The sequence below is a fragment of the Bacillus sp. FSL W8-0102 genome, assembly GCF_038007225.1.
GTDB classification, from domain to species: Bacteria; Bacillota; Bacilli; order Bacillales; family DSM-4216; genus Bacillus_O; species Bacillus_O smithii.
This window is the reverse complement of record NZ_JBBOWT010000001.1, coordinates 1,033,364-1,060,281: the sequence shown is the minus strand read 5'-3', so window position 1 is coordinate 1,060,281 and position 26,918 is coordinate 1,033,364. Positions and strand designations below refer to the sequence as shown.

Here is a 26,918-nt window from a genome sequence, read left to right as displayed (position 1 = left end):
GCTTAATACGTATTGACATAAATTAGTTTGTAATCACAATATTCAAATAAAAGGATGAATGAACCATGGTTTTGTATATGGATTACACATCACCTCACACTCAATTCACTTTCGATGTAAACAAAAGCAATGCGTTCACAAAAGATAAACACAACTTTATCAATGTATTAGGGGTCGAACAGGATGATGTATAAAATTTTGTGTCAAGCATTTGGCTAGACCAAAAGAAAAAGGTAGGGTATTCTCTGATTTGGCAAAAATCTTAGAGAAAGGAGTACCCTACCTATGTCTAAAAGTATATCGAATATAGATTGGATGAATCAACTGGAAAACGTTATTCGTGAGTTTGTAAAGGAAAAATTAGAGCTGATCATGAAGGAAGAAATCCAGACTTTCCTCGAAATGGAACAAGAGGGAACGTCGAATAGAAGAAACGGCTATTACCATCGAAACCTAGACACGCAGTATGGTCGTATCGAAGGACTTTCTGTTCCAAGAGACCGAAACGGGGAATTTCAAACGCAGCTGTTTGCCCCTTACCAACGCCATACCGGCTGGCTCGAGGAAGCCGTCATCAAGATGTATCAAAGTGGGATGAGTACGCGTGAAATTGGCAAGTTTATCGAACGAATTTTAGGAAATGCCTACTCACCAACAACGATTAGCCATATCACGGATGTGGTAAGGGAAGACATCGAGAAATGGCATAATCGCCCCCTACCCAAGCGTTATTCGGTCTTATATTTGGATGGGTTGTACGTGAAACTTCGTCGAGATACGGTAGAAAAAGAGGTCATTTATGTCGTGTTAGGTGTAAACGAAGAAGGGTATCGTGAAATTCTCGACTTCTTCGTAGGAGGACAAGAAAGTGCCTATGGGTGGCAAGAGATTCTCCACAATCTCTACAAGAGAGGATTACAGGAAGTGCTTCTGGGCGTATTTGATGGCCTTCCGGGGCTAGAGGAAGCCTTTAAGGCGGTTTATCCGAAAGCCGATGTGCAGCGCTGTGTCGTTCACAAAGTACGTAATACCTTAAATCGTGTTCGGAAAAAAGATCAATTTGAAGTGGCAGAGGATCTCAAACTGATTTATCGCGCACCGAATAAGGAGATGGCGTTACAGATGTTTCAACAGTTTGAGTCGAAATGGTCGAACAAGTATCCGAGAGAAGTTCAATCTTGGGCCAATGAGTTGGATGTCCTCCTTACATTTATGGATTATCCAAGCAGTATTCGAAGTGTGATTTACACGACCAATGCCATTGAACGAACGATCAAAGAGATTCGGAAACGTCTAAAGCCGATGAACAGTTTGAGTAGTTTAGAAGCCGCTGAAAAAGTCGTGTATTTGACCATCCAAGATTTTAATGAGAAATGGGCAGGACGAAAATTGCGAGGATTTGCCGAAGCACATGAAGCCCTTCAACGAATGTTTGAAGAACGTTATAATTAACCAAATAATGTAAATCAATGAGGTTGATTTTATAAGGGGGATTCTCTCTTTCCATACAGGAGACTGAATATTCAGTCTCCTGTATGGAGGAAACCAGTCTTCCCCTCTATTCTAAATCTATTTCAGAGATACCCTATCTATCTTACATTACACAAAATTCTTGACGGTACCTCGAACAGTTAAACACATTAGAAAATATTTCTTTATTGGATATTTTCTTAAGCAAAAATAATGTGATCGAGCCACATTATCACCAAAATGCGGCAGAGCTAGTTTATTGTATTTCAGAGCTGCCGTCGTTTCCTTCTTCAATCCATTTACCAAACAAATCCATAACTATCCCATAAAACCAGGCCAAGTAGTCAATGTTCCACAAGGATGGTGGCATTACGAAGCAGCGACGAAAGATCATACACATCTTCTAGCCATATTTAACGCACCGACTCCTGAAGTGATTTTAGGTTCAGATCTTTTGAAATTTACCCCACCGAATATCATAGCCCATACCTACTGCCTCAATGAAAATGAATGGAAAAAAACGATCGCTCCTATTCAACCCAATACCTTTATAGGTCCATACAAAAACTGTCATCGCGAGCAATATCAAAAGGAACAAACTAGATTGGCCCATCATAGCCAGAACGAAATCCGTCATTCCTCTCATTATCCATACTATCAACCATATCAGCAGCCTCATCATTCGGGATACAACGAATATTGAAGCACCAACGGAATTCCCGATTCATGCTTTTTATCCGTATGGATTTAAGGGGGAAGCAAATTTCTCCCTGTTCATTAGTTACAACCTAATTCTGCTGCTAATCCCGCACCACAGATGGAAGTCCAGCTCTTCCTTCACAGTGTGCATCAAGAATTCATTTTTGATCAAACCACTCCTGTTCTAAAATGCTCATCTCCCATAAGCTCCAATAATCATTTCCTGTTTTTCTGCAATCTCTGAGCAATCCTTCTTTTTTAAAACCAACCTTTTCATAACAAGCGATCCCAGATTCATTAAAGTCAAATACGCCAAGACTAACTCTATGTAATTTTAGTTCTTCGAAGGCTATTTTCAATAGTTCTTTTACCATCAATGAACCTATCCCTAGACCTCTTAAATTTTTTTCTCCCACTAAAACTTTCCCTATTCTTGCTGATTTATTTTTCCTGTCTATTTTCCCCAGAGAAATATGGCCGATCACATTCCCTGTTTCTTTATGTATCACTTTATAAACCAAAGTATCAGAGGTATCATGATTTGCATTCTCAATGTACTTTTTTAATTGACTTTCGTTCAGCGGGTAATCAAATTGAGGTCCTCCCCACTGAAGTAAAAATTCCGGTGAATCAATCCAACGAATCAGCTGATTAAAATCTGGACGTTCAAAATATTCAAGTTCAATCATGACACCGCTCTCCCCCTTCAACTAATTTATTATCCTTAACATCTAGAGACGATTAAGGATTTCTTATTCACTAACTCTCCCCATGCGTTTTTTCTCTTTCTGTAACTGCTGCCTTTCCCTATCAGTTCGACAATCTTTGCTATAATTCCTTTTCTATATAAACTCTTTGCCTTGTACAAAGATCATTAGGAGAATCTATTTATCCATACATTACATTAAATGTAGACGCGCCTCACAATGGACAAAAAGCCCTTACTCAATGGAAGAATAAGGGCGCTTTTAAGCAATTTCGCTTTTTTAAAAATGAACTTTTAAGAAAGGAGTCATTTCTTTCATCCTATTCATTGTCTCGTCTGCTTGTACAGTTTTGTTAGAGTCCTGTTTTTCTTCTTCATTAGTTCCTCGAACCATTGCCGGTCATGTTGATCTAATGCCATATCAATCAATTCTTTTAAATCTTCAGGGTGAATCATATCCGGAATAAGGTTTATTTCATATAGCGAATAGGTTCCCAGTCGCTTTTCGATTGGCTCTATTTCACCATTTCGGACACAAATCGTTTTTTGAATTTCCACTGAATAATCAAAAATCCACACTACATAACCGATCACATCATATTCAGATAAACGCACCTTCACCCAATCTCCTACTCGTACCATGATCCATTCTCTTCCCCTCATTCAGTTTTCATTCTCACCATCTAAAGCAATGCCTCACTTCTAAATAATCCAGATCCTAAATCACTCCGATACGCTCTTCCGTAACACCCATCGCCAACAATAAATGTAACCACTTACATTTACTCTCGCTTTTCAAAAAAATACTCATCACGACAACACACATTGATATTCGAACTTACAAACCACCATTTCATTTTGCAGATGTAGTCTCTTTACAAGTACAGCTAAATAAATTCTCACTAAAAGTAGCCGTTTTATGGTTTCGTCATTATTTTGGCTTTAAGCTCGTCCTTAAAGAAAACATCAAAAACGACAAAACGTTCCAGTCCCGAATCACGTTTTGGACAAAGGAGCTTTTCTAATTTCAAAATAGTGATTTTGTTTCTTAAATACGCAACAAACCCGGAATTTTCGATTCCAACCTCCTCTTCAGCAAAAAAAACCGTTTGAATTGTCCCATTTCACCAGCTGAGTAAAGACATTCTGCAGCAGTAGAATTCTTTTTGGTTTATTTAGTTTATGTTTATGAAATGTTTGATGTTTGTGTCGTTGTGACTGTCTGCTTTTTACTTGCCTTAAGCCCTTAGGAACCCCCACCCAGCCGCATTCATCGTGTTATTTTTTAGCCTGTTGTCGTTGTTTTCAGAAAAGGGACAGATTGTATAATGGCAAAAAAATTTCTGATGAAAGAGGAACTTGAAAATGGATTGGTGTGATAGAGGATTGACAAATTGAGCCCAATTTTTATGGATCTGTAAATAAAATCATGGATCAAAAAAGGTATGGCATTCAGGAAAGCGGATGCTGGGCAGAACGGACTAACAACGTAGTTCCATTCATATCCGGATGAAATGAATATAAAAGAAATTTCCTGCCAGTTTGGTGTTAGAATCAAAAACTGTTATCCAAAACTTTGCAAACTACAACTCTATTAAACATATGGATGCGATCAAACCCTTCCAGAGCTTTTATCGGAATTATTCGAGATTAACTTTTCATAGGATTAATAAGACATAAATATAGAATTTTTTCATTTGTATAGTACAAAAGGTTCAATTTTTTAAATTTTTCGTATAAAATAATTATAGTTGGTTGTTGAAAAATTATAAAAAAGAGGAAATATTTATAAAAAAGGTACTATCCGTATTCTTAGTGAGTTTACTAGCTATTCCATTATGTTTAGTGGAACAGCACATGCAGCTCCAGCCCCAGCGTTAACAAACATTCAATTTATTGGGATAACATCAGACGGAGAAATGGAACTTGAAATAATTGGTTTTAATCAACAGTCTGCGAGTGCACCGATGAGTGGCGAAAATGGATATATTGTGCAGTCTATGTTGAAGGAACCATACAAGCCAATAGATTAGAGTAAATAACAACGGTAATAATATCGCATCTAGTACATTTCAGGCGTTATCAGATGGTTATGTATCGGATTCAACCAATATCCTTATAGGGAAAATAAAATAGATAGGTATCCCACTTTCTGCGGTTTCATGGGTACGTCAGAATATATCCTTATCCACCCAATCATACAATTTATGACAATCCATTCATTACAGTTAATAAATAGGAGGAAAAAATGCAAATCAAACCATATGACCCAACTTTTGCTGCCTATACTCGATTGACATTATTTGCTGAATTTCAAAAAAGCATAAAGGATGGAGCTGAATTTGTCGGTGGAAAATCGAAAGATATTTCTTTTGAGCAATTTAACGAACTTTTGAATGAAAATAAAGTTGTAAACAAAGAAAACGCCGGGGAAATGTCTAAATTTCATAAAGATGCGCTTCAAATACAAATGAATTATAGTAAAGACCCTGAATTTACATTAAAAGTAAAAGATATTATATCCAAGGCATTTCAATTAGGCCTTGTCGACAAGGATGAAACTTTAATAAATAAAATCGATACAAAAGCATAAGAGGATTTACATTTTTTTGCTATATAATAGCCATTAGACATTGGTGATGCAAAAATCAATTAGAAAAAAGCTTTCATTATTGGAAATGACATCACATATCAGAAAATGCTGGTCTGTAATGAATGTTCATTTCACGAAATTGCCCTTACTAGGGGCTTTTCTTTTTTAACAACTACAGTACTTATGTTCATAAAAAAGGAAAATCGCCCTGCTTCGATTTTTCCAAATCTCAAAAGCTTACTCTCCCTTATGTGCGGGATAAAGTGAAACTTCCTTCAGGAGGTTTCTTATCCTCCTGAAGGCTAGTTGAACTAATCGGGCATTTAGGGAGAGTGGCTCCTCTCAGACTTTTCTTGATTCTTCCCATCCTGCGGGGGGAGCTTACTCTCCCTTATGCGGGATAAAGCGAAACTTCCTTCAGGAGGTTTCTTATCCTCCTGAAGGTTAGTTGAGCTAATCGGGCATTTAGGGAGAGTCGCTCCTCTCAGACTTCTCTCGATTTTTCCCTTCACTGTGAGGGAGCTTACTCTCCCTTATGTGCGGGATAAAGCGAAACTTCCTTCAGGAGGTTTCTTATCCTCCTGAAGGTTAATTGAACTAATCGGGCATTTAGGGAGAGTGGCTCCTCTCAGACTTTTCTTGATTCTTCCCATCCTGCGGGGGAGCTTACTCTCCCTTATGCGGGATAAAGCGAGACTTCCTTCAGAGAGCTTTTAGTGCATCAGCCCGTTCTCATAATCGTGATCCATTTTTGACGTGAGACTTACTTTGCAAAAACTCCCAAACCGGCTTTGTATATTGCTGTTTTTCCGCATTCGTATATATATTGGCCAAGGCTCTTACAGGATCTCCTGCATAATATCTTTCATATAATTCGTGTCTGGAACCCAATTGGCTCCCAAACAAGTCCCAAGCCAGCTTAAACAGTTTGACTTTTTCTTCGGCTCCCACCGTTGCTCCGGCAAAATATTTATGCATTAATTCTGAAATGGGCCCGTTTATTTCTTCCAATGTAGACGGAACTTGAACGAAGCCCCCCGCACCGATTTGCTGTAAAATTTCTATCGCACGCGGATAGTATTGAGATCCTAGAATGCGCGCCGTATCAATTGGTTTAAGAGCAGGAATAAACGTGCCGGTCTCGTCCCTTTCAGCTTGCGCCTCCGAGGCAACCAACAGCGAATGAATCGTTTCGACTTGGGTAATGAGTTCCCCCAATTTTTCTTGAATATGCAAATATCCGGAAACCCCAATCGCTTCTGCAATGGCGATGGCGACACCGGTCACAAACTCAAGTTTGCTTAACAGCCTCACGACCGTTTGATGAAAAGCGAGAGAATTAGCGGTCCGATTCATCCGAAACTTCCATACTGCTTCCGCATTCCCGTGAATGAGCACTCTTTCCCAAGGAACTAGAACGTCGTCAAAAAATAATACAGCATCCATTTCGTCGAAAGAAGCGCTCAAAAGATGATCTTGTTCACGATCAGAAGTGAACGGTTCCCGGCATACGATATGCAGTCCCGACGAATTGGCGGGAACGATCAAGGCATGTGCATGTTTCGCATATTCCTCTTTGATTTTATGAAAAGGGAATATAAGAAAATCGTGTGCATAAGGAGCGGCGGTGGCTATCATCTTGGCACCCCTTAAGATCAAACCGTCCTCCGTTTCTTTAACGATATGCAGAATGCGATCGGCCGCATCGAAATCTTCCAATCCTTTGGAACGGTCTACCTGTGGATCGAGCAATGCATTGGCTACAAACAAATCATTGTCCCGTGCCTTCTCGTAATAATCCGCAATCTTATAAGCAAACCGCGGATCCAACTGGGCCAGCTGCTCTCTGGCAGCATACCACCCGGTTACGAGTGAGCGGGCGTATTCCGAAAGACGGCTCATCACTCCATGCGTTTCATCCGCCCAATATTTAAAAGCGATGCTTCTCTTCCGCAAATCGTCTTGATTTCTAGGTACAAGAAATGAACTATGGACATATGTGTCTGAACCAGGCGGTTGAAAGCCGACCAATTGCTTCTCTTCCGGATGATCGAGCATATTGAACAACCGCTCGATGGTAGACAGCGTTCCCGTAAAGGCGGGGTGCGCAGTGACATCCTCCACGATGCTCCCATTCAGCCACACGTTCCTTCCATCTTTCAAACTGTCCAAATATTTTTTGCCACGTGTCTTGTTTATCATGCTATTCTTATTCATTAAACGTTTCCCCTTTCCAAGGATTGGTAGCTGTCTTGCCAAGCAAGAATTCGACGTCCTACCAGCTCCAAGAAATAATCGGTGCATTTTCCAAACAAAGCAAACAATAAAATGCTGGCCACGATAATAGCTGGTCGCCCTGTCGTTTGACCATCCATCATAAGAAAGCCTAATCCCTTGCTTGCCCCCATGATCTCCGCCGCTACAACAAACATCCATCCTAATCCAAGCCCGCTTCTCAGTCCTACAATGAACGAAGGCAGAGCCGCAGGCAGAAAAAAATGACGAATCAATCTCCAGCCATGATAACCGTGCACCAATCCTACTTCCAGTAAACGTCGGTCCACTCCTTGAATACCAGACACTAAATTAAGATAAACCGGGAAAAAAACACCTAAAGCAATCAAGGATATTTTGGAAGTCTCGCTTATGCCCATCCATAAAAGAAATAACGGTACCCAAGCCAAGGAAGGGATATTTCGCAAGGCTTGGATAAGTGGATCCAACAAATACCGAAACGTACGAAAATATCCGTTCAATACCCCAAACGATAAAGCAACAGCCGTTCCAAGCAAAAATCCCACGCTTACCCGATATAGTGTAATTCCGACGTGTTCCATGAGCTCTCCTCCCCGAAACAAATCTACGATGGTGGAAACAATCTTCAAGGGAGAAGGCATAATATTAGGGGGAATCAAACCGTTAATAGAAAGGGATTGCCACAAGATGATGATGAATATTGGAATGATCAGCCCCATACCTGTGATAAAGAAATGTTTCTTCCATTGACGCAACCGCTTTCCTCCTTTACTTCTTGTTGATGTTTTCGATATACTCCGGATCAATTAAATTGTCGGCCGTTTTCTTAATATCGACGGATTTATCCATTGCACCGCTTTTCAATAACACTTCTCCCGACGCTTCTATGGTCCGTTTGTGGACCTCCCCAATGACCGGATTGGTCAAATCTGTTCGGTGGATCACTTTTGCGGCGACTTTATCGCTTTGTTTACTTTCTGCTGCCACTAATTTCTCAAACTCGTCCGGATTTTCTAATGCCCATTTTCTAGCCTTTTCATAAGCTTTAAGCACTTTTTTCACAATCTCGGGATGGTCTTTTGCAAACTCTTCCCTTACATTAAGAAATCCGTACGTATTCCAATCCGGGTTGCGGAAAAACAATTTTGAGTGTTTCTCTATCTCTGTTTGCGCCATATATGGATCGAGTCCTGCCCATGCGTCTACATCCCCCTTTTCTAAGGCCGTTTTACCATCGGGGTGTTGCAGTTGCACGATTTCTACATCTTTTTCACTCAATCCCGCAGTACCCAATGCCCGCAGCAAAAATATGTAAGGGTCCGTTCCTCGAGTAACAGCTATCTTTTTGCCTTTCAAATCTTTTATATTTTTAATAGGGGAATCGGCACGAACAACTAAAGCTGTCCACTCTGGCTTAGAAAAAACATAAATCGATTTGATTGGGTTTCCATTTGCCCTTCCTAGTAAAGCCGAGGCTCCCGATGTCGAACCAAAGTCAATGCTCCTGCTATTCAAAAGCTCCAGCGATTTATTACTTCCGGCGCTAAAAATCCATTCAACTCCGATTCCATCCTTTTTCAAATCGTCTTCCAACCATTTCTTTTCTTTCAGAACTAGACTCACCGGATTGTAGTAAGCATAATCCAGTTTGACAGTTTTCACTTCGGATTCTTGGGAAACGGAGTGACTACAGCCATCAAGAATCCATACCACGGTCATAACGAAAATCATAACGGCCATTTTATACGTTTTTGAGATCATCGGAAAGATCCCTCTTTCAATGGATTGAATTAGAATCTGTAGATGAGCATTTTTATTAACAATGATTACCATACGAAAAAGAGACAAACGGGGTACCCCTTATGCCACGTGGAGCTGTTTTTTCACGGCATCAATGGGAATATTTTGTTTTGCTGCACGATAAATGAACTCCACGAGGCTATGTCCTTTTCTCTTGCGCAGGAGATCGAGCCCATCCGAAACATCACTGTTCGACTCGAACATGCTGTACACATACGCAAGTTGCACCAAGATCCAATACCGTTTCACCGCCCGACGCCCGCGAACGCGGTATCCATCGAGTTTCAGCTGGTCTTTCGCTTGACGGAAAAAACATTCGATCGACCAACGCTCGGCATAGTAGCACAAGATGTCTTCATCGCTTAGCTCGCGATCGGTGCTCAAGACGCAATGAAGATGTTTCGGTGTCATCGGCTGATCGGCTTTCCATGCGAGCAGCACCACGGCATCCTTGAGACCGTTCAGAGCACCTTCGTAGCGATACACCCGATAACGCTCTTTTCCCACCGTGACGAGGCGGGTATCCCGTGGCTCCATAGATTTGGCAAATTCCTTTGCTTGAATGGCCGTCCCTTTTGGATAGAGAATCCGATTCGTCTTGAGCATCGCGATGACGTGGAACCCTTTTTTCAAGCAGGCTCCCACGAGGGTTTTCGATGGATACCAAGAGTCCATGAGCACATAAACGGGTCGACTCACATCCAACGAAGAAAGCATCTCGATCGCGAGTTCCCCTTTGCTTTTCCCCGCCGTCTTGTCGTAGAGGCGAAAGGCAAAAGGAAACGCTTGGGTCATCGTATGAACCATGAGCCAAACGAGAGAATGTCCCCAGATCGACTTTTTCTCTGCGTGAGAATAGTGCCAATCACACCCTTGAATGGCGTGTGTTGCCCGTGACGAGGGCTTCGTTTTTTGGCAAATCGTATCATCGATCGAAACAAAAATGGGTTGATTCTCTCGTTTCGAGCTGCGTTCGACACGATGAAGCACCCACTGCTGGAGTTTGCGAAGCAACGTCTCTTCTTCCCATGGGCTTTTCGTGAAAAAATGGCTGAGTGTCGTGCGATGGTTCGGATGAAAACTCCCGTGATGTAGATCGGTCAGTGTTCCCGAAAAGCCCTTTGTAATCATCGCATCCACGATATGAACGAGATGCTTCATGACAGGTTTTGAGAAATAAAGTGCCAACCCCAACATCGTCAAAAACTTGTGGATTCCTAGGTGATGTGCTAATCTATTCATGAGACATGAACCCCCTTGTGAGTAGTTGTGGCACATCTATTCTAACCAAGGAATCGGGTTCATGTCTTCTTTTTTGTTTGGTTGTAAATTTATGTTAGCGAATTTGCTCATCTACAGTTAGAATAAAAAATATTCAACATTTATAAACTATTATTTGGAAGAGAACATAAACGCAGATTCTAAAGTCTCTTTAGTCTCTTTTCCCATAAGAAGATCCAGAATGAGCTTTTCATAATAGGCAAAGCCCGTATTTCTTTCTCTCGGACGGGGTAAATCTACCGGTATATCAAGAGAGATAGCCCCATTTTCGATCAAGACGATACGATCTGCCAAAGCGACAGCCTCGCTGACGTCGTGTGTGACCAAAACGGCAGAAAATCGTTGCTGATGCCAAATTCGTTCAATCAATTCTTGCATTTCGATACGTGTCAGAGCATCTAATGCACTAAGAGGTTCATCCAATAACAGGAGGCGCGGGTTACCCGCCAACGCCCTCGCAAGAGCGACGCGCTGGCGCTGTCCGCCGGATAGTATGCCGGGCCATTCTTTCGCTTTATGTTCCAACCCCACGAGCTGTAGTGCTTCCTCTGCTCTGTCCTTGTCTCCGTTTCTTGCACCGATTTGTACATTCGCTATCACTCTTTTCCAAGGAAGCAATCTAGCATCTTGAAAAAGTATTCGCGTATCGGGATGAACTCCTTTGACTCTTTTAGTGTCAAGAAGCACTTCCCCTTCTGTCGGAACATCAAGTCCAGCAAGAAGACGCAACAGAGTGCTTTTGCCGCAGCCGCTGCGCCCAATAATAGCAACAAATTCCCCAGGTTCGATTTCCAAATTTAAATGATTCAATACTTGGACATTATTAAATCGCTTGCTAACCTCTTTGACCATTAAATGGAAACCTATTGACCCTACCCCCAATCCTCATTCCTCCCTATTTCAATAACCAATTTTACGAATATTCATAATTATGGTGATGTAGATTTGTCCGTCTAAATATTCCATCATCCCGCTGCTGTTTATCAAGGATTTAGAAAATACCGCAGAAATGCCCCCTTCTTTGTATAATGGAGCACTTACAAATGCAATCCCAGCCGCATCCATCCCGTTTTAGCGAGCATTTAAAGATTTGGAAACACATTGTTTTAATCAATGATTTTGGTAATTGGTCGAATATCTTTTTCAACAATAGAGGGGGATTCTTCTCGCAAGTCTTCTTTCTACATTTAGTTGTACATAACCATTCCTTGCTACGTTCAACATCATACTTTTCATAAAAAGTCCATTTTTATACAGCATCCACGTTTAATATGGCTTCCTTTTCTCGAACCAATGGAATCACTTTTTCCCCGAATAATCGAATTTCTTCGTCATAATGAAGGAATCCGGTTAAGATAAGGTCGACTCCGATTTTTTTGAGTTCGATTATACGATCCGCCACCTGTTCCGCCGTACCGATCAATCCGGTTTTAAAACCGTCGTTGTATTGAACCAAATCGTTGAAATCCGAATTGGCCCACATTCCTTCTCTTTCCGGAGAAGCTTTGCCGGCAAAGCGCACTTGGCTGCGGAATCCTTCCACAGCTTCGCCATCCGCATAAGCAATAATGTCACGAAGCACCTGTTTAGCTTCCTCTTCTGTATCTCTCACAATCACAAATGCGTTGACGCCGAATTTCAGCTTACGGTTATTTTCAGCCGAGAGCGAATTCACCTCATCAATTTGTGCTTTAATGCCTTCGATGGTATTTCCGTTCATGAAATACCAGTCAGATACTCTGGATGCCATCTTTCGTGCGGCGAAAGAATTCCCTCCTTGGAAAATCTCCGGAACTCTCAAAGGCTTCGGCTTTAATGGAGCACCGTTTATTCGGTAAAAATCACCACGAAAATGGGTTTCCTCCTCCGTCCACAATTTTCGAAGCACATTGATAAACTCCTCGAATCTCCGATATCTTTCGTCGTGGTCTAGCCATGGTTCGCCATATGCGTTAAATTCTCCTTTAAACCACCCGCTCACAATATTAATCGCGGCACGTCCATGGCTGATTTGATCAATGGTGGAAATCATTTTGGCTACCGTCCCCGGATGCCATAAGCCGGGAAGCACCGCCGAAATCAGTTTAATCTTCTTCGTTACCGCCGCCAATGCGGATGCCAACGTGATAGCCTCCAATTGATTTTCCGCACCGTAGCTTGCCAGAAATCTCGTTTGAAGCAACGCATATTCAAATCCTGCTTCTTCAGCTATTTGAGCGTATCTGGCATTATCCTCAAAGGACCAGCCTGTTTTTTGAGGAATTTTGGAAATCACCAATCCGCCGCTAACATTCGGAACCCAATAAGCAAACTTCAAAGACATTTTCTTCACCCCTTTTTAAAAATGGATCGATATAAAGTCAGACCTCTTCTAGAAATAAGTAAATTTATTTTTAATATTCAGAAATATATTTGTATAAATCTAGCTTCTGTCTTGCTTCGTTAGCCTTTGACGGTTTACTTGACCTTTTCCGGCAATCCGCTTCTTAATTCTATTTCTTCTAGCAATTCTGCGACTGCTTCATCTAATCTACGAATCAATTCTTCCGATAGATGATAGCCGTTGTTTCCATTTCGGGTTATCCAAGTATCCACCGCATACACCCCGCCGATAATGTGCCTTGCGCCCAACGTGGATAGTACCGGCTTCAGCGCATAATCGATGGACAAAAGATGAGCGATTGAGCCGCCGATAAACAGTGGCAGAATGATTTTTCCGGTTAAAGCTTTTTGTGGAAGCAAATCGAGGTAGGTCTTTAATACACCCGTATACGACGCTTTATATACCGGACTCGCGATGATGATCACCTTCGCTTCCTCTACTTTTTGATTCGCTTTCCGTATAGCGTCGCTGTCAAAATTGGCTTTGATCAAATCGTCCGCCGGCAATTCCGCAACTTGGATATGTTCAATATCAACCCCCTCTTGCAGCAACTTTCGTTCAACATATTGAATGATTCCGTTCAGTCTCGATGTCAGCGAAGGATTCCCGTTAATAATCACGATTTTCCCCATTTAAACTCCCCCTTATTTTTCTAAATAATAGAATTAATTTTATTAAACTTATAAATCATACCTGTTTAGTCTGATTTATTGTATATTATCACCGTCCCTGCTAAGTGTCAATATCAAAAAGAATAAAAGTCGCTATATTCCGTCAATTTGGATGGACGAACTGAAACCATTCCAAATCTTTTTGTTTTCGATATGAAAAATTCACTTAAATGATAAAGCCTATAAAACTTTGAAAGATCACTATTGCACTTTAAAAAAAATGCTTTTGCAAAGACAGTGCTTAACGACTGGAAAAAATTTGTACCCCAACAAAAATCATTCATCGGATATAAGGTGATTTTCTTTTTTCTACAAATAATCCTTCAATTTCTTTCACACTCTCAATGACACGATTGGAAATTTCACTACTCACAAAATACATATAATAATCGTAGCCAAAATGTATTTCAAAATAATCATCCGAAACTAATTTACACCAAATGTTTTCCCTAAGAATCATTTTCATTACTTCGTTTAAATTTAAGGACCCTATACTATCTCCCTCTTTTAGATTCAGGTTTAGATCATCAGAATATATCTCTAGATCACGAATTTTTAAGTTTTTGATATTCTTTTCTTTTAAAATTGTTTTTACAGCTTTTATATATTTCTCCTCTACAAGTAAATATTCATTTAAGGAAAATAACTTACCTTGAAACACTTTATTAATATGAGCATTTTGCAAAATTAGATTTTTATTAAAAAGAGTTTTAAAAGAAACCCAAATAAATTGGGGTATTTTGTATCTTTGGTTTACAAATATTCTGTTTGTCCTTTTTTGGGCGTACTTGCAGAATTTTTCGCTTTAAAAATTTTTTAAGCGGTTTGTTGCTTTTTACTCTCTTTTGCCATTGCGAGAGCTGAAACCAGTAATACGATGGCGTTCAAGTAAATATGAGTTTTTACTTTATCGATTCCCCACACATGCAGGGAGTTCGCTGTAAGATCACTTTTCATTCTTGAATTGCACCGTTCTACACTGGTTCGCTCATTGTAAAGTTCTTTCCAACGTTTGGAATCGCGGTGTGGATTAGAGTACCGGCGAAGATCCTTATTCACGTTAATTTTTACTACCATTCCATAGTTGGAGGATGAACAGGCTGCCATTCCTAATGGGCAATCCACTTTTCCGGTTGCGTGTGGACATCTGAATTTGAGCTGATCCTTATTGGCTCCCCAATAAGTCATTTCGTACCCCATCGAACAGCGTGGGGTTCCATTGGAGGCAATTCCTTCGGGAGGCTCCTTTTCATTACGCAAATTGAGTGGAATAATAGCTTGAGCCCCAATGTTCTTGGCGGATTCGTAGTTTTTAAGCTGGTCGTACCCACCATCCATTATCAGGAAATCAATTTTAGAGTTTGTACAACTCTTTACTTGTTCAATTAATTGTGGTGCGACATCCCCATCGTTGATATGAGCAGGGGTTACTTCAATCGCCATTGGTAATTCACTTTTGGTGTCAACGGAAAGATGCATCTTATAGCCAAACCAAGTAATTTTATTACCGAAGGAATCAAACTTTGCCCCCCAATTGGCGTTGCCTGTTTGTTCACTTCGCTTCTTAGGCTGCTTCTTTTCGTAAGCATCAATGGCGGCACTGTCGATAGCCTGATGTTTTCCATCAATTACTCCTTCCTCTTGAGCTAACTGGACGAGATCTTGAAAGATTCTTTTCACAAGTCCAGTTTTGGTTAGTGAAGAAAATACTCGGCTAAGAGTAGAGATGGATGGTGCAGGCCTGCTAATATCTAAACCACATTGGTAACGAAAACGCAGGTCATTTTTCAATCGATTGTGAAGAGAAGTAAAAGTATCAATACCTTCTAATGGGGCAGCGATAAGAGCCCTTAATATCCCTTCTTTGGAATGTCCTTCAGCCCCTTGGGGTGAAGAACTTTTCAATTGTTTAGCATAAGGACGCAAATCTAGAGCACTAAAAAAGATCGGTAATTTCTCTTTTGACTCTAAAATTTGCAATTCTTCAAAGGAAAATAGACTTTCTTGTAGAATATACAAAGTGACTTCCTCCTTGTGGATTTTTGTGGTTTGGTCACTTCAAAATTCTACAAATAAGGGGTGAAGTCCTTTTTTATGCTTTAGAAAACCTTATGGCTCTTGGGTTGAAAAATGTGCAAAATGCTCAATATCTGAAAAACTAGTCCACTCTTCTCTAGTGTACACATCGTTCGTATCTCTGTACTGAGGGTTGTATTTAGTCACTCGAATCGAATCCATACTAAAATCTCCCATTCTATTTCAATATTCATCATAAGTGCCAGGATCTTGTAATTCTCTTTCCTAAGTTTTCAATCACTCTGCTGCCTCCCAGCACATATACAAAAACGGCATATCTTTGCACGTGCTTTTTTAAAAATAGCCTACTCATTCCAGCGGAAGTTTATCTCATCAGTTAAACGTATTTTTTAGTATTTCTAAGAAACACCATTGGTTATGATATATTCATAAAATAAACAAATGATCATTTTCAAGAGTTTACTTTCAATTTTTTTATGTCATAATTACTTAAAACGCAATTTTTTAGGAGTGCCATACAATGTTGGAATATGTTTCAAAGTTTATCTTAGGCGGCTGCATCCTTGCATTTGCGACTTATTTCAGCAAATCCAAAAATTTGTTTATATCTGGTTTGATCACTGTACTTCCACTCATGACATTGGCCAACATGACGCTGCAAATGAAATTCATGAGTTCAAAGGAGTTTCATACAGCTCAAAAAAGTGGTATTTTCGGTGCGCTCGGTTTAGCCCTTTTTGTATTTTGTGTTTTTCTCTTGACCAATTGGATGAAGCCGTCTTATGCCGTTTTGCTTTCCGTATTCATTTATGCTGCTTACCTCTTCATGTCTAAAATAATGATAGCTTAATTTACCTAAAAACCTACTAGAGACTTTTTCTAGTAGGTTTTTGATTAGAATTATATGGATCCGTTTGGACCAACTTTTTTATCACTTCTGGATGTATGTAACTAGGTTGAACCTGTACGAAGATTTCAAGACGCTTTCTCTTCATTTTAAAATCTAAGGGGTGAACCTTGACATCTGCAATAAGGTCAATCGTTCAAAGTGAATTTCAGAAAAATAGATCCGATAATGCGCTTACAATCATTTCAACTAATACCCAACTTTCATTTTCCTGCGGAATGAAATGGGGATCTTTTTAACTTTATGATGAAACATTTGTCATTCAATTGCTTATCTCCACTCTTTTCTTCAAAAAACCATCTTGCCTTTTTTTGTTACTTTCAATTTTCATAATGGAACCCCTAATCATTCTTCAACTTTTTGCAAAACAATGTTCACCCCCTCATTTGTTTCCCATATTTGTTTTGTCTAATCAATGACTTTCTTGAAATCATTTCCATATTCCACCTTCAGCGTCTCTATCGCTGGACAATTTTTTCTTCATCCTAGTACTCGCGGCGCCGTTCTTATCGTTTCTTATGCACATTCTTTTTCCTTGTTAGTTCCTCGAACCATTCTCGATCATAATGATCTAATGCCATATCAATCAACACGGGTAAATCATCTGGATGAATCGTTTCAGGGATCGGTTTTAATAAACCTAGTGAATATTTCACCGGATCCTCCCGAGTGATCATGATGATCCCGTCTCGAACATAAATCGTTTTCTGAATAACGGCTGAATAACCGTAAGTCGCAATGACAAACCCAATCACGTCATAATCCTTTAAACACACCTTCACCCAATCCCCTACTCGCACCATAATTCGTTATCCTCCCCGCACATTCAATAAAATTCTGACCACCGCGAGCAAATGGAGTATCATGCCATCATCCACGTTCTGAACCAGCTTCCCGGTTTCTTTTATCATTCTAGATGTATAAATTCCAAATGGACGTTTCATATTTGCATGCTTCAATCGTTTTGCAGAAACTTTTTTCCGACAGATTCAATCGGACTTCTGATGCTGCAATCCCAATCTTATGGTGATGTGATCATACTGAAGTTCTTTTTGACTGATCGATCTGCGACCAATTTTACCAATGCTGAAATGGACATTCCGCTGTTCGGCTTCTTTCTAAATAAGTCCGAATTTTACTTAGCTAAAACTTCTTTTTTGAATTCATCCTCTTCTGCTGGATTGCCCTACTGTTAACCATCTTGTTTGGAATTTCCGCGATTTTATATCGTGCAACTGAATCGTCTGATTTAGGGTATCTTGGTATGATGATTCTTCAGATCATCTGTTTCGTTGGTATTTGGGCGAAACGAAAAGAATTATTCAGCATGGTAGCAACGGCTACAAATAATGTTCAAAGTAGCACAGGGGCAACGTTACAGAGTTACCGTCAGAAGTTTAAGCAAACTCGAAATATTGCTCGTACCGGCAAAGATGTGTTAGATCAACTGAACACACGTGGACGTATTCGGAATCAGCCTTTAGCACAACGTCAGGTAGGACAGAGCAACATAGGTGTTCGTGATAAAGATCAGTTAGCAGAAAGACAACAACAGCTGAAAGCAACAAAAGACGGTCTCAAGAGTTCTGTTAGTAGTACCATGCTGGCAGATCGTAGAAATAAAGAATTTTATGAAGGTCAAGAAATGTACAAAAACCGTTCAGGTATTGAAAATGCAGCGACAGCTGACCGTAAACAGCTAATGGATCGTCAGGTAGATAAAGCTGCTATAGGAAAAAAACTAAACGTACCTCAAAGCATTTTGGATGTTGCTCGTGAAAAAGCTGTAGATTCTAAGAATGATAATGTTATGAATATCAAGGACTTGCGTCGCAAACGAGGAAATCTTGCTGAATCTGCTTTAACAGATCGAACAAATATACAGGATGCACAACGTGAAGCAGCTCCTTCAGTAGATCAGGCTGAAATGCGTGATGTAAAGCTTTCAGATCGTACCCAAAGCGGGCGTAAAATTAATTTGATGAACCAGCATAGCCACGAAGACCGAATTAATAACGTAACGGAAACTAATCGTAATGTTCAAGAACACATGACGGAAAGAGAAAGTGTTTCAAGAAATGTTACAAGAAGAACCGAGCAAAGCGTAAGAGAAAATGTGAGCAATATCAATAACGTAACTCGTGAACAAATCAATGAAACTATTAACCAAGAGAGTGAAAACACCACAAATAGAGAGAGAGGGAATAGAACAGAGCGTTAGGAGGAACAAATGTGTTCGGATGGGATTTTCATAACAGTAAGAGCGATCGAATCAAGTTGTTTCTTTTCATCCTTTTTGTTTTTCTAGTTGTTGGCTTCACAGTATCAGCTGTATTTCGGAGCATGAATAAAGAAGAAGACGCGGCCGTAAAACAAAATCCAAAAAATGCAGCTGAATCGATTGAACAAGTTGAATCATCGGTTTCGGAACATTACGAATCGTTAGAAAGTAATGATCGAACAAATGAGTACGATCAAACCGAGCGTTTTTCAGAAGAAACACTGAATGAAGCGAAGGAGATTGCAGTTCAATTTGCAAAAGCTTTTCATACTTACAGCGCGGATGAACCAATGAAGTATTTAGAAAACGCGAAGCCCTATATGACAGATGCTTTATATGAAAAGATGAAACGAAACGGCAGACGAGAAGTCCTTGAACGGTCTTATTTGACCGTCAAGGACACACAAGTTACCCCGGTGGTTAACAAGAGTAGCGTCGTTGTTCGTTGGAATGTGATGGTGACAGGTGAAGCGAAATCAGTTGATGGAACAACCTCAGAAACGGAAGATTGGTATTTACTTGGGCTGCGTGAGGTCGAAGGAGAATGGAAGGTAGAGGATGTGAGAGTAAATGTCCCAAACTAATGATCCTAACGGCTATGAAACAGAAGGCAGCTCGGCCTTAAAGAAAACCGCCAGTGAAGTTGGAAAAGCTGCTGCTAAAAAAGCTTTAAAATCCGCAGCTACAAAAGCAGCTGCGGCCAGTGGTTCTACTATTGGACTTCCGGTTATTTTAGCCATTGTCGCTGTTGTTTTGGTTTTTGCATTTTTCGCGATTGCAGCTTTCATTATTATTGCTTCAAGTGGTGAAGAAGAAAGACCGGAAGGCAGTGGCTATTGGGGCGGTGAAATATCGGAAATAGGAGCCAATGAAATACCCGCGCAGTTCATCCCATATTATAAAGCTGCTGAACAAAAATATGGGGTACCGTGGAATCTTATTGCTGCGCAGCATCGGGTAGAAACACGTTTTTCTACGATTAACCCTATGATTTCCCCGGTTGGTGCAGAAGGTCATTTGCAGTTCATGCCTTGTACATGGGTTGGCTGGAAGCATCCTTCCTGTGGAGGATTAGGAAAAGGGAATATTCCTACATCCCAAAAAACGAATCCAGCTGTTATTGCGAAGTATGGCGGCTATGGTGTTGATGCAAATGGTGACGGAAAAGCTGATCCGTGGGATATAGAAGATGCCATCCATTCTGCAGCAAACTATCTTGCTGCAAACGGTGCATCTGAAGGACGTTTCAGAGATGCAGTTTTCTCATACAATCATGCGGATTGGTACGTCGAAGAAGTTCTCGGTTTTGCCGATCGGTACGTGAAAGGCTATGTCACTATTAAAGTCGGCGGTGGAGGAAATACTGGCGTAGAAGTTATTGATGTTGGAATGAAGTGGATTGGAAATTCTGTCTATGTTTTTGGTGGTGGACGAAATCAGAGTGATATAGCAAGAGGACGCTTTGATTGTTCATCCTTTGTGCATTGGGCGTTTGCTCAAGTTGGCATCGATCTTGGTCCGTTAAGTTCAACTAGCACAGAAACGCTCAAGTATTTAGGAAAGCCGGTTTCACCTAGTAAAATGAAGCCGGGTGATCTTGTATTCTTTGACACTTATAAAAAAGATGGACATGTCGGTATCTATGTGGGTAATGGCAAGTTCATAGGGGCGCAATCGAGTACCGGTGTGGCGATTGCTGATATGTCAAAGGGCTACTGGAAGGAGAAATTCAATGGACGGGTTAAAAGAATATAAGGGATGAAAAAACATACAGTTTTCAATTTACAAAAATGCAACTACCTGCCCGTCTCTAATCTTTAACAAAAATTCTAAAAGGTGAGGGTTACAATGAAAGTAAAAAATAAAAAACGGTTACTGTTTTCATTTTTAGTTTTATTCTTAGCATTTGTATTAACTGCTTGTGGTATAAAGGATCAAACATCCACTGATGCAAAAAGTGAGAAATCCAAAGAAACTAACAAGGAAGAAACTAAAAAGGAAGAAAAAGCTGCTTCAGAAGAAGAAATACAAATTGCTACGAGTATAGAAGAAATTGTGAAAGAGAAGAAAGGAAAATATTCAGGTAATGCCTATAATGAAGCCGTGGTACATAGAGCATTAGATGAGCAGAACTTCCAAGATAAAGATAGTTTTCAAGTTTACAACCAACTGTTAAAGCTCATGAATGAATCAAAGGGTTATAAAGAATATTATGATTTTGCGGAGAATTTTAATCCCCACATTGAAACAACCCTTTCGAAAACTCCTGAAGGAATGAAGCTTGATAACGGTCAAGTAGTCAACGGAACAGCTAATATCGCTATTTTGCTTGATGCCAGTGGAAGTATGGCTCAAAAAATTGGTGGTAAAACAAAAATGGATCTTGCAAAAGAAGCTGTTAATCAGTTTGTCTCTTCTATGCCAGAAGGAGCAAATGTTTCACTAAGAGTATATGGACATAAAGGAAGTAACAGTGACAAAGATAAAAAACTTTCATGTGGAAGCACAGAAGTGGTTTATGATTTAAAGCCTTATAATGCTACCGATTTTAAAGCTTCATTAGGGAAATTCCAACCTACAGGTTGGACACCAATTGCTTTAGCAATTACGGAAACAAAAAAGGATTTTGAAAAAGCAAATAAGCCAGGACAAAATATCATTTACGTGGTAAGTGATGGAATTGAAACATGTGACGGTGATCCGGTAAAGGCAGCAAAGGAACTTCATGATTCCAATATTAAAGCCGTTGTCAATATCATTGGCTTTGATGTAGATAGCAATGGTCAAAAACAATTAATTTCGGTTGCAGAAGCCAGCGGCGGAGAATTTGAAACGGTGGATACAGCAGAAGACTTCAAACAAGTTTGGGATAGGGAACGTGTTCGTCTGTTCAATGAGTGGAGTTCTTGGATTGCTGAAAATTGGAATGATGTATCAAGAGAACAAAACGAGAAAGAAAATGCTCTTTACAGCAATAAGTCAAAATTTCAAAACTTAATTTATGATGAAAAAGCTCATTTAACTGATGCCGTATACTATTTGCGTGACAGAGAACAAATTAGCCCTGAAACACGGGATGAAGTAGAAAGCCTTATTCAACAACGTCGTAAGATTTTAGATGAGTACATTCAGGAAAAATACAAAAGTTTAATTGAGACAGTCAAAACAGAAGGAAGAAAATTAAAAGATGCTATTGATGAAAAAGGCGAAGAAATGAAAGATAAATATCGAAAATAATCACGAATATTATTTTGGTTTCAAAGGCTTCAAGTTAGCAAAAAACGAATGTTTTTCTTTGCTTGCTTGAAGCTCTTCCTTTATGTACGAACGTTCAAATTTAATGAATAAAGGAGATGTTGGATGTTCCCACTCTTGGCTAAAAAATCAGTCATCGGTTTTTTACAACAGATACTCAGGATGATATGCGATCGTGTTAAGGCCCTCCTCAGTTTGGAATATACTCCGCGCTCATTGGTGTTTGCATTAACCGTATCTTGGGGGTAACCGTATAATTTCGGAAAAATTGTACGTTTAGACACATTTTAGACGCATTTTAACCGACTACCTGTACCTTAAGGAGTCGGTTATATTTTTCAATGGTCACTCTATATGGGATCACAGAAATTTTTAGTATAAATGTGATCACTACCTCTTATGGTGTTGTTGCTTAGAAAAGAAGTCAATCAATGCATTGTTGATCTCGTCAGCCTTCGCAAAGAGACCAGCATGAGCAGTGCCTTTAATCTCTAAGAATTCACCATGGGGCATCTTCTCGACGGCTTCTTGAAATAAAACTTGACAAAATTTTATTATTGTGATATTATTTAAATTTAATTATTTACACAAGAGGTGGGTTTGGTATACTTCTTTTTAGAGTTATCTCTCAGTTCCTAAGGAGATTGGCTCTAAAAGGAGGATATTCAAATGAAAGAAAACCAAGTCAGTCTTACTGCAATAATGACCGCCTACTTACGTGCCTACCATGCCATGAATGATACTCCAAAAATTTTTGATGACTTTCTAGCCTATCGTTTGATTCCAGAGGAAAGACGTGCACTCATTGAACAAGGATTTTCTAGAGCTCTCCAGATTAATGTTCCTGAAAGTATCTTGGCATGCTCCGACCAGGCGACAAATACCTTGCCGTCTTTATTGCAAGCCATGGGGTTACCTAATGTCCTTAGCCGTTCAAGATATACGGAAGACAACCTTGATCAGGCTGTAAAACAAGGGGTGGAGCAGTATGTGATACTCGGGGCTGGGATGGATACCTTTGCTTTTCGTCGTCCGGATCTCCTAAGTCAGGTTCAGGTATTTGAAGTTGACCACCCGGCCACACAAGCCTTCAAACTTAATCGACTGGCTGAATTAGAATGGGAAATCCCATCAAATCTTCACTTTGTACCTGTGGATTTCACAAAGGAGAGTTTGGCTGATGCACTCAAGGGAACTTCGTATGACTTGCAGACTAAAAGTTTTTTTAGTTGGCTAGGTGTTACAATGTACTTAACTCAAAACGAAGTGTTCGCAACGCTGCGTTCCATTACCGATATTGCCCCCGTGGGCAGTGCGGTTATTTTCGATTACTTTGTACCAGAAGAAGCTACTCCATATATGAAAAAGATACAGGAGAATTTACGAAAGATAGGCGAGCCGATTAAAACGACCTTTGATCCGTCAACACTGGCTTTTGAACTGGAAAGTTTAGGGCTCCGTCTTCATGAGAACTTAAGCCCATCCGATATTCAAGAACGCTATTTTCAGAGTCGAACGGACGGCTATTATGCGAGTAAACATGTGCGCTTTGCGAGGGCAGTAGTAGAGTAATTCATTGGGCATGATGAACACGGAGACCTGCCTATTCCAAAAGAGATGTCTCTTTTCTCTCGAGGGCGCGGAGGGAAGCCGTTAATACCCATGTCGCACAATAAAAGAGTCTTATCTTTTCAAATTGATCTCACTTTGGAGGGAAACTCATGGAAAATCGAACGATGGATGTCAGACTGATCCCCAGCAGTTATTTGCGTGGGAAAATAGACCCCTATGATCCTTTCCTGTGGTATGAAGAAATGAGGAAACAAACCCCCGTTTATTACAATGACAAGGCAGGCATGTGGAATGTTTTCCTCTATAAAGATGTCAAAAGGGTATTGGAGGATAAGGAATTTTTCTCAAATGTCATTCCGCGAAGAGGGCAGAGTTCACTTTCACAAAGCATCATTGCCATGGACCCGCCCAAGCACACCGATATCCGCTCCATAGTCAGTCGCTCCTTTACTCCCAAAGTAATGAGAGAGTGGGAACCCCGTATTCATGAGATTGCAGTGGAACTGCTCAATTCGGTCCAAGGGCAATCGGAATTTGATATTGTAAATGATTTCTCTTATCCTTTGCCCGTGATTGTCATTGCCGAGATGTTGGGTGTTCCATCGTCCGAAATGAAACGGTTCAAAGACTGGTCGGATACGCTGGTCAGTTCCCCCGAGAACGATCACCCCGAACACTTGGCCAAATTCAAAGAGATTCGCAACAGAACCGAAGCGGAATTAAGCGCCTTTTTTGAGCAAATCATTGAAGAAAAACGGGCACATCCAGGAAATGACCTCATCTCGATCCTCATCAAAGCGAAGGAAGAGGAAGCGAAACTGTCCAGCCAAGAACTAATTGCCTTTTGCAACTTATTGCTTGTGGCGGGAAATGAGACTACAACCAATTTAATTTCCAATGCGGTATACAGCCTCATCGAGCATAAGCTGGTGTTTGAACAGGTCAAACATGATCCTGCCCTGGTTCCCCAACTGGTCGAGGAGACGCTACGTTACCGTTCACCCGCCCAAGTCATCATCCGCAGAGTGAAACAAGACACGGAATTAAGGAACAACAAGTTGAAAAAAGGCGAAATCGTAATGGCTTGGATCGGTTCCGCCAATCGTGACGAAAACCAATTCGAAAACGCCCATGTGTTTGACATTCATCGCAAGCCCAACCACCACCTTGCGTTTGGGCAAGGCATCCACTTTTGCCTGGGTGCCCCCCTGGCGCGTTTGGAAGCTAACATCGCTTTAACTAGTCTCCTGCAAAGAGTGGATCGCCTTTTTTGGCAACCGGATCGCCGCCCTGTTCCGATCGGCAATAGCACAGCGATTTATGGATTGAAAAAGCTTCCCGTTTCCGTGAAATAAACAGTTTCCGTAAAAGCATGATAAGCGCCCCGGTCGCTTTACCAATGAGGCGCTTGTATTAAATGGAGAAGTTGGCTGCAACCATCGGTCGGGAAACGCGTGCGCAATCTCTGGTCGTGCTCTTCGATCACTTGTGCAAAGCCTTCTCCCTCAAATAGATTAATGCATGTTCATATGACGTAAGAGCTACTTCTTTTAATCCATAATCAACAAAAGGTTTTATGACTATTAATGTTTCATTTTTTAGATTTTGATTCCCTGAAAATGTTTTTTTGGTTTTATATTTACACTTTCTCACGAAGATAGAATCACTCAACAACACTGTCGATCACTTCATTGGAGGATATCTTGATCTCATTTTCTTTTCTTCTTACTTTGTCAGTAGCTTTGATCGATTTAGTACGAATTAAATAGATACAAAACCCCGTTGATAGCCATATCAATCCTGAAAAAAAGCCAGACCCTCCAACTGGAATTAGTAAACAAAGGCTGATGATTAAGGCTAAAGCTGGAAGAAAGGGATAAAAAGGAGTTAAAAACTGCGTTGATTTTTCTTCAAGAGTCGCTTTTCTTCTCGAGATAAAAAAGGCAATCATCGTAAAAATAAAAGTGATTAAATATAAAAAACCTGTTGCATTAACTGCAATATTAATTGAACTTACCAATGTAAAAAGAATTTGAATACTAACTCCTAGTAATATAGCGTAAACCGGAGTTTGGAAGCGAGGATGTATAAAGCCAATTTTTTTCGGCAAAAATCCATTGCGGCCCATGGCAAAGGCAGTTCTCGAAATCGAGATAATAAAAGCATTAGCTGTGGCTGGTAAAGCAATAACAATCACAATGCTAACTAAGGTCGGCCCGAAGTCTCCTAAAAATTGCTGACTTGCGAAAGCAACCGGTACTTTTGATGATCCAAGTTCCTGCCAAGGGACGACTCCTGTCGAAACGAATAAAAGACCACAGTATAGAAAAAGTACGATGATAATGGATGAAAAAATAGCCTTTGGAATGGTTTTACTCGGATTTTTCATTTCTTCTCCTGCATCCACAATCACATCCCATCCAACCATCGAAAGAAAACCAACTAATGCTGCGGCAAGAATTCCTTCAAAGCCGTTAGGTGCAAAAGGTGTATATAGCGAATAATCCACATGACCAAAACCTAGAGCAAAAAATAAAAGGAGTACGATGATTTCAACAACGACAATTCCCACTTGAACAACGCCGCTGAACTTGATACCCAAAATATTTAGAAATCCTAAAACCAGAAGGAGTGCCACTGCACTTAGCAACGGAGGAGCACCCGTTAAGGAGTTAAGGTAGTTACCAAACCCTTGTGAAACGAAACTGCTTGCTGCAAGCCATGCTCCCCAATATGACCATCCAATTAACGTCCCAACAAATGAACCCATTGTTTGCCTCACATATTCATAAGCACCACCTGCTCTAGGGTATCTCGATGCTAATTCTGCGTAACATAGTCCTAGTAAAATTTCTAAGAGTGCTGCGATTACAAAAGCAAGCATCACAGCCGGCCCTGCTTTACCAGCTGCTACACCACTAAGAATAAAAATACCCGCACCGACCATAGCGCCAGTGCCAAGAGAGGTAGCTTCTTTCCATCCTAAATCTCTTTTTAAGTTCATGAA

At 40.4% G+C, this 26,918-nt stretch carries 22 protein-coding genes and 2 pseudogenes; 11 read left to right on the top strand and 13 right to left on the bottom strand.

What is annotated here, in order from left to right:
* Positions 1-65 precede the first annotated feature (65 nt).
* From N1I87_RS17985 to N1I87_RS05150, 3 genes and pseudogenes are all read left to right on the top strand, one after another.
* A pseudogene (locus tag N1I87_RS17985) lies at positions 66-182 on the top strand (cupin domain-containing protein); the annotation flags it as partial.
* 103 nt (positions 183-285) lie between these two features.
* Positions 286-1,452 (top strand): IS256 family transposase, encoded by a 1,167-nt coding sequence (locus tag N1I87_RS05155; protein ID WP_341100373.1) that lies wholly within the window; start codon positions 286-288, stop codon positions 1,450-1,452.
* A gap of 170 nt (positions 1,453-1,622) precedes the next feature.
* Positions 1,623-2,173 (top strand): annotated as a pseudogene (locus N1I87_RS05150) (cupin domain-containing protein); the annotation flags it as partial.
* Positions 2,174-2,327: 154 nt separating this feature from the next.
* Here N1I87_RS05150 and N1I87_RS05145 read toward each other — a convergent pair.
* Both N1I87_RS05145 and N1I87_RS05140 read right to left on the bottom strand, forming a co-directional pair.
* On the bottom strand, positions 2,328-2,858 hold the full coding sequence (locus N1I87_RS05145) for a GNAT family N-acetyltransferase (RefSeq protein ID WP_341100890.1): 531 nt from the start codon (positions 2,856-2,858) through the stop codon (positions 2,328-2,330).
* A 341-nt stretch (positions 2,859-3,199) separates the two neighbouring features.
* Complete coding sequence (locus N1I87_RS05140) at positions 3,200-3,517, bottom strand: IDEAL domain-containing protein (RefSeq protein WP_341100889.1); 318 nt, start codon at positions 3,515-3,517, stop codon at positions 3,200-3,202.
* A 1,606-nt stretch (positions 3,518-5,123) separates the two neighbouring features.
* Here N1I87_RS05140 and N1I87_RS05135 point away from each other — a divergent pair.
* Positions 5,124-5,468 (top strand): hypothetical protein, encoded by a 345-nt coding sequence (locus tag N1I87_RS05135; RefSeq protein ID WP_341100888.1) that lies wholly within the window; start codon positions 5,124-5,126, stop codon positions 5,466-5,468.
* Positions 5,469-6,200: 732 nt separating this feature from the next.
* On the opposite strand, the gene N1I87_RS05130 is transcribed toward N1I87_RS05135, so the two are convergent.
* The 9 genes from N1I87_RS05130 to N1I87_RS05090 all read right to left on the bottom strand — a co-directional run bounded on the left by N1I87_RS05130 (position 6,201) and on the right by N1I87_RS05090 (position 15,878).
* Positions 6,201-7,685, bottom strand: coding sequence for a 4-hydroxyphenylacetate 3-hydroxylase family protein (locus N1I87_RS05130; protein WP_341100887.1), 1,485 nt, complete (start codon positions 7,683-7,685; stop codon positions 6,201-6,203).
* The gene (locus N1I87_RS05125) at positions 7,685-8,479 is read right to left on the bottom strand and encodes an ABC transporter permease (protein ID WP_341100886.1); all 795 of its coding nucleotides are present in this window, start codon (positions 8,477-8,479) and stop codon (positions 7,685-7,687) included. Before N1I87_RS05125 ends, N1I87_RS05130 begins: the two co-directional genes overlap by 1 nt.
* 13 nt (positions 8,480-8,492) lie before the next feature.
* Positions 8,493-9,485 carry an aliphatic sulfonate ABC transporter substrate-binding protein gene (locus tag N1I87_RS05120; RefSeq protein WP_341100883.1) on the bottom strand — a complete coding sequence of 331 codons (993 nt, stop codon included), beginning with the start codon at positions 9,483-9,485 and terminating at the stop codon, positions 8,493-8,495.
* Between the two features lie 99 nt (positions 9,486-9,584).
* A complete protein-coding gene (locus tag N1I87_RS05115) occupies positions 9,585-10,766 on the bottom strand; it encodes an IS701 family transposase (RefSeq protein ID WP_003353085.1) in 1,182 nt (393 codons plus the stop codon).
* Positions 10,767-10,916: 150 nt separating this feature from the next.
* Positions 10,917-11,657, bottom strand: coding sequence for an ABC transporter ATP-binding protein (locus N1I87_RS05110; protein WP_445285708.1), 741 nt, complete (start codon positions 11,655-11,657; stop codon positions 10,917-10,919).
* Between the two features lie 397 nt (positions 11,658-12,054).
* The gene (sfnG, locus tag N1I87_RS05105; protein WP_341100881.1) at positions 12,055-13,128 is read right to left on the bottom strand and encodes a dimethylsulfone monooxygenase SfnG; all 1,074 of its coding nucleotides are present in this window, start codon (positions 13,126-13,128) and stop codon (positions 12,055-12,057) included.
* Between the two features lie 134 nt (positions 13,129-13,262).
* Complete coding sequence (gene ssuE / locus N1I87_RS05100) at positions 13,263-13,820, bottom strand: NADPH-dependent FMN reductase (protein WP_341100879.1); 558 nt, start codon at positions 13,818-13,820, stop codon at positions 13,263-13,265.
* Between the two features lie 319 nt (positions 13,821-14,139).
* On the bottom strand, positions 14,140-14,544 hold the full coding sequence (locus N1I87_RS05095; protein WP_341100878.1) for a hypothetical protein: 405 nt from the start codon (positions 14,542-14,544) through the stop codon (positions 14,140-14,142).
* 131 nt (positions 14,545-14,675) lie between these two features.
* Positions 14,676-15,878, bottom strand: coding sequence for a transposase (locus N1I87_RS05090; RefSeq protein ID WP_341100876.1), 1,203 nt, complete (start codon positions 15,876-15,878; stop codon positions 14,676-14,678).
* Between the two features lie 538 nt (positions 15,879-16,416).
* Here N1I87_RS05090 and N1I87_RS05085 point away from each other — a divergent pair.
* Positions 16,417-16,746: a GlpM family protein gene (locus N1I87_RS05085; protein WP_327798144.1), complete on the top strand. Its 330-nt coding sequence runs from the start codon at positions 16,417-16,419 to the stop codon at positions 16,744-16,746.
* Between the two features lie 563 nt (positions 16,747-17,309).
* Here the strand turns inward: N1I87_RS05085 and N1I87_RS05080 are convergent.
* On the bottom strand, positions 17,310-17,606 hold the full coding sequence (locus N1I87_RS05080; RefSeq protein ID WP_048622918.1) for a hypothetical protein: 297 nt from the start codon (positions 17,604-17,606) through the stop codon (positions 17,310-17,312).
* A gap of 461 nt (positions 17,607-18,067) precedes the next feature.
* Between N1I87_RS05080 and N1I87_RS05075 the strand changes: the two genes are divergently transcribed.
* The 6 genes from N1I87_RS05075 (at position 18,068) to N1I87_RS05050 (ending at position 25,266) form a co-directional block, all read left to right on the top strand.
* The gene (locus N1I87_RS05075) at positions 18,068-19,024 is read left to right on the top strand and encodes a hypothetical protein (RefSeq protein ID WP_340396903.1); all 957 of its coding nucleotides are present in this window, start codon (positions 18,068-18,070) and stop codon (positions 19,022-19,024) included.
* An 11-nt stretch (positions 19,025-19,035) separates the two neighbouring features.
* A complete protein-coding gene (locus N1I87_RS05070) occupies positions 19,036-19,668 on the top strand; it encodes a hypothetical protein (protein ID WP_340396905.1) in 633 nt (210 codons plus the stop codon).
* Positions 19,655-20,839: a bifunctional lytic transglycosylase/C40 family peptidase gene (locus N1I87_RS05065; RefSeq protein WP_340396907.1), complete on the top strand. Its 1,185-nt coding sequence runs from the start codon at positions 19,655-19,657 to the stop codon at positions 20,837-20,839. Before N1I87_RS05070 ends, N1I87_RS05065 begins: the two co-directional genes overlap by 14 nt.
* Positions 20,840-20,932: 93 nt before the next feature.
* Positions 20,933-22,321 carry a VWA domain-containing protein gene (locus N1I87_RS05060; protein WP_341100872.1) on the top strand — a complete coding sequence of 463 codons (1,389 nt, stop codon included), beginning with the start codon at positions 20,933-20,935 and terminating at the stop codon, positions 22,319-22,321.
* A 687-nt stretch (positions 22,322-23,008) separates the two neighbouring features.
* The gene (locus tag N1I87_RS05055) at positions 23,009-23,911 is read left to right on the top strand and encodes a class I SAM-dependent methyltransferase (RefSeq protein WP_003353589.1); all 903 of its coding nucleotides are present in this window, start codon (positions 23,009-23,011) and stop codon (positions 23,909-23,911) included.
* A gap of 149 nt (positions 23,912-24,060) precedes the next feature.
* Positions 24,061-25,266 (top strand): cytochrome P450, encoded by a 1,206-nt coding sequence (locus N1I87_RS05050; protein WP_003353590.1) that lies wholly within the window; start codon positions 24,061-24,063, stop codon positions 25,264-25,266.
* 308 nt (positions 25,267-25,574) lie between these two features.
* Here N1I87_RS05050 and N1I87_RS05045 read toward each other — a convergent pair whose 3' ends face one another.
* Positions 25,575-26,915, bottom strand: a complete 1,341-nt coding sequence (locus N1I87_RS05045) for an APC family permease (protein WP_003353591.1) — start codon at positions 26,913-26,915, stop codon at positions 25,575-25,577.
* Positions 26,916-26,918 lie beyond the last annotated feature (3 nt).

Excerpts from the sequence above, each read along its gene's own strand:
- N1I87_RS05155 (WP_341100373.1), top strand. The coding sequence starts at position 286 with ATGTCTAAAAGTATATCGAATATAGATTGGATGAATCAACTGGAAAAC.
- N1I87_RS05145 (WP_341100890.1), bottom strand. The coding sequence starts at position 2,858 with ATGATTGAACTTGAATATTTTGAACGTCCAGATTTTAATCAGCTGATT.
- N1I87_RS05140 (WP_341100889.1), bottom strand. The coding sequence starts at position 3,517 with ATGGTACGAGTAGGAGATTGGGTGAAGGTGCGTTTATCTGAATATGAT.
- N1I87_RS05135 (WP_341100888.1), top strand. The coding sequence starts at position 5,124 with ATGCAAATCAAACCATATGACCCAACTTTTGCTGCCTATACTCGATTG.
- N1I87_RS05130 (WP_341100887.1), bottom strand. The coding sequence starts at position 7,685 with ATGAATAAGAATAGCATGATAAACAAGACACGTGGCAAAAAATATTTG.
- N1I87_RS05120 (WP_341100883.1), bottom strand. The coding sequence starts at position 9,485 with ATGATCTCAAAAACGTATAAAATGGCCGTTATGATTTTCGTTATGACC.
- N1I87_RS05115 (WP_003353085.1), bottom strand. The coding sequence starts at position 10,766 with ATGAATAGATTAGCACATCACCTAGGAATCCACAAGTTTTTGACGATG.
- N1I87_RS05110 (WP_445285708.1), bottom strand. The coding sequence starts at position 11,657 with ATGGTCAAAGAGGTTAGCAAGCGATTTAATAATGTCCAAGTATTGAAT.
- sfnG (WP_341100881.1), bottom strand. The coding sequence starts at position 13,128 with ATGTCTTTGAAGTTTGCTTATTGGGTTCCGAATGTTAGCGGCGGATTG.
- ssuE (WP_341100879.1), bottom strand. The coding sequence starts at position 13,820 with ATGGGGAAAATCGTGATTATTAACGGGAATCCTTCGCTGACATCGAGA.
- N1I87_RS05085 (WP_327798144.1), top strand. The coding sequence starts at position 16,417 with ATGTTGGAATATGTTTCAAAGTTTATCTTAGGCGGCTGCATCCTTGCA.
- N1I87_RS05080 (WP_048622918.1), bottom strand. The coding sequence starts at position 17,606 with ATGGTGCGAGTAGGGGATTGGGTGAAGGTGTGTTTAAAGGATTATGAC.
- N1I87_RS05075 (WP_340396903.1), top strand. The coding sequence starts at position 18,068 with ATGATGATTCTTCAGATCATCTGTTTCGTTGGTATTTGGGCGAAACGA.
- N1I87_RS05065 (WP_340396907.1), top strand. The coding sequence starts at position 19,655 with ATGTCCCAAACTAATGATCCTAACGGCTATGAAACAGAAGGCAGCTCG.
- N1I87_RS05060 (WP_341100872.1), top strand. The coding sequence starts at position 20,933 with ATGAAAGTAAAAAATAAAAAACGGTTACTGTTTTCATTTTTAGTTTTA.
- N1I87_RS05055 (WP_003353589.1), top strand. The coding sequence starts at position 23,009 with ATGAAAGAAAACCAAGTCAGTCTTACTGCAATAATGACCGCCTACTTA.
- N1I87_RS05050 (WP_003353590.1), top strand. The coding sequence starts at position 24,061 with ATGGAAAATCGAACGATGGATGTCAGACTGATCCCCAGCAGTTATTTG.
- N1I87_RS05045 (WP_003353591.1), bottom strand. The coding sequence starts at position 26,915 with ATGAACTTAAAAAGAGATTTAGGATGGAAAGAAGCTACCTCTCTTGGC.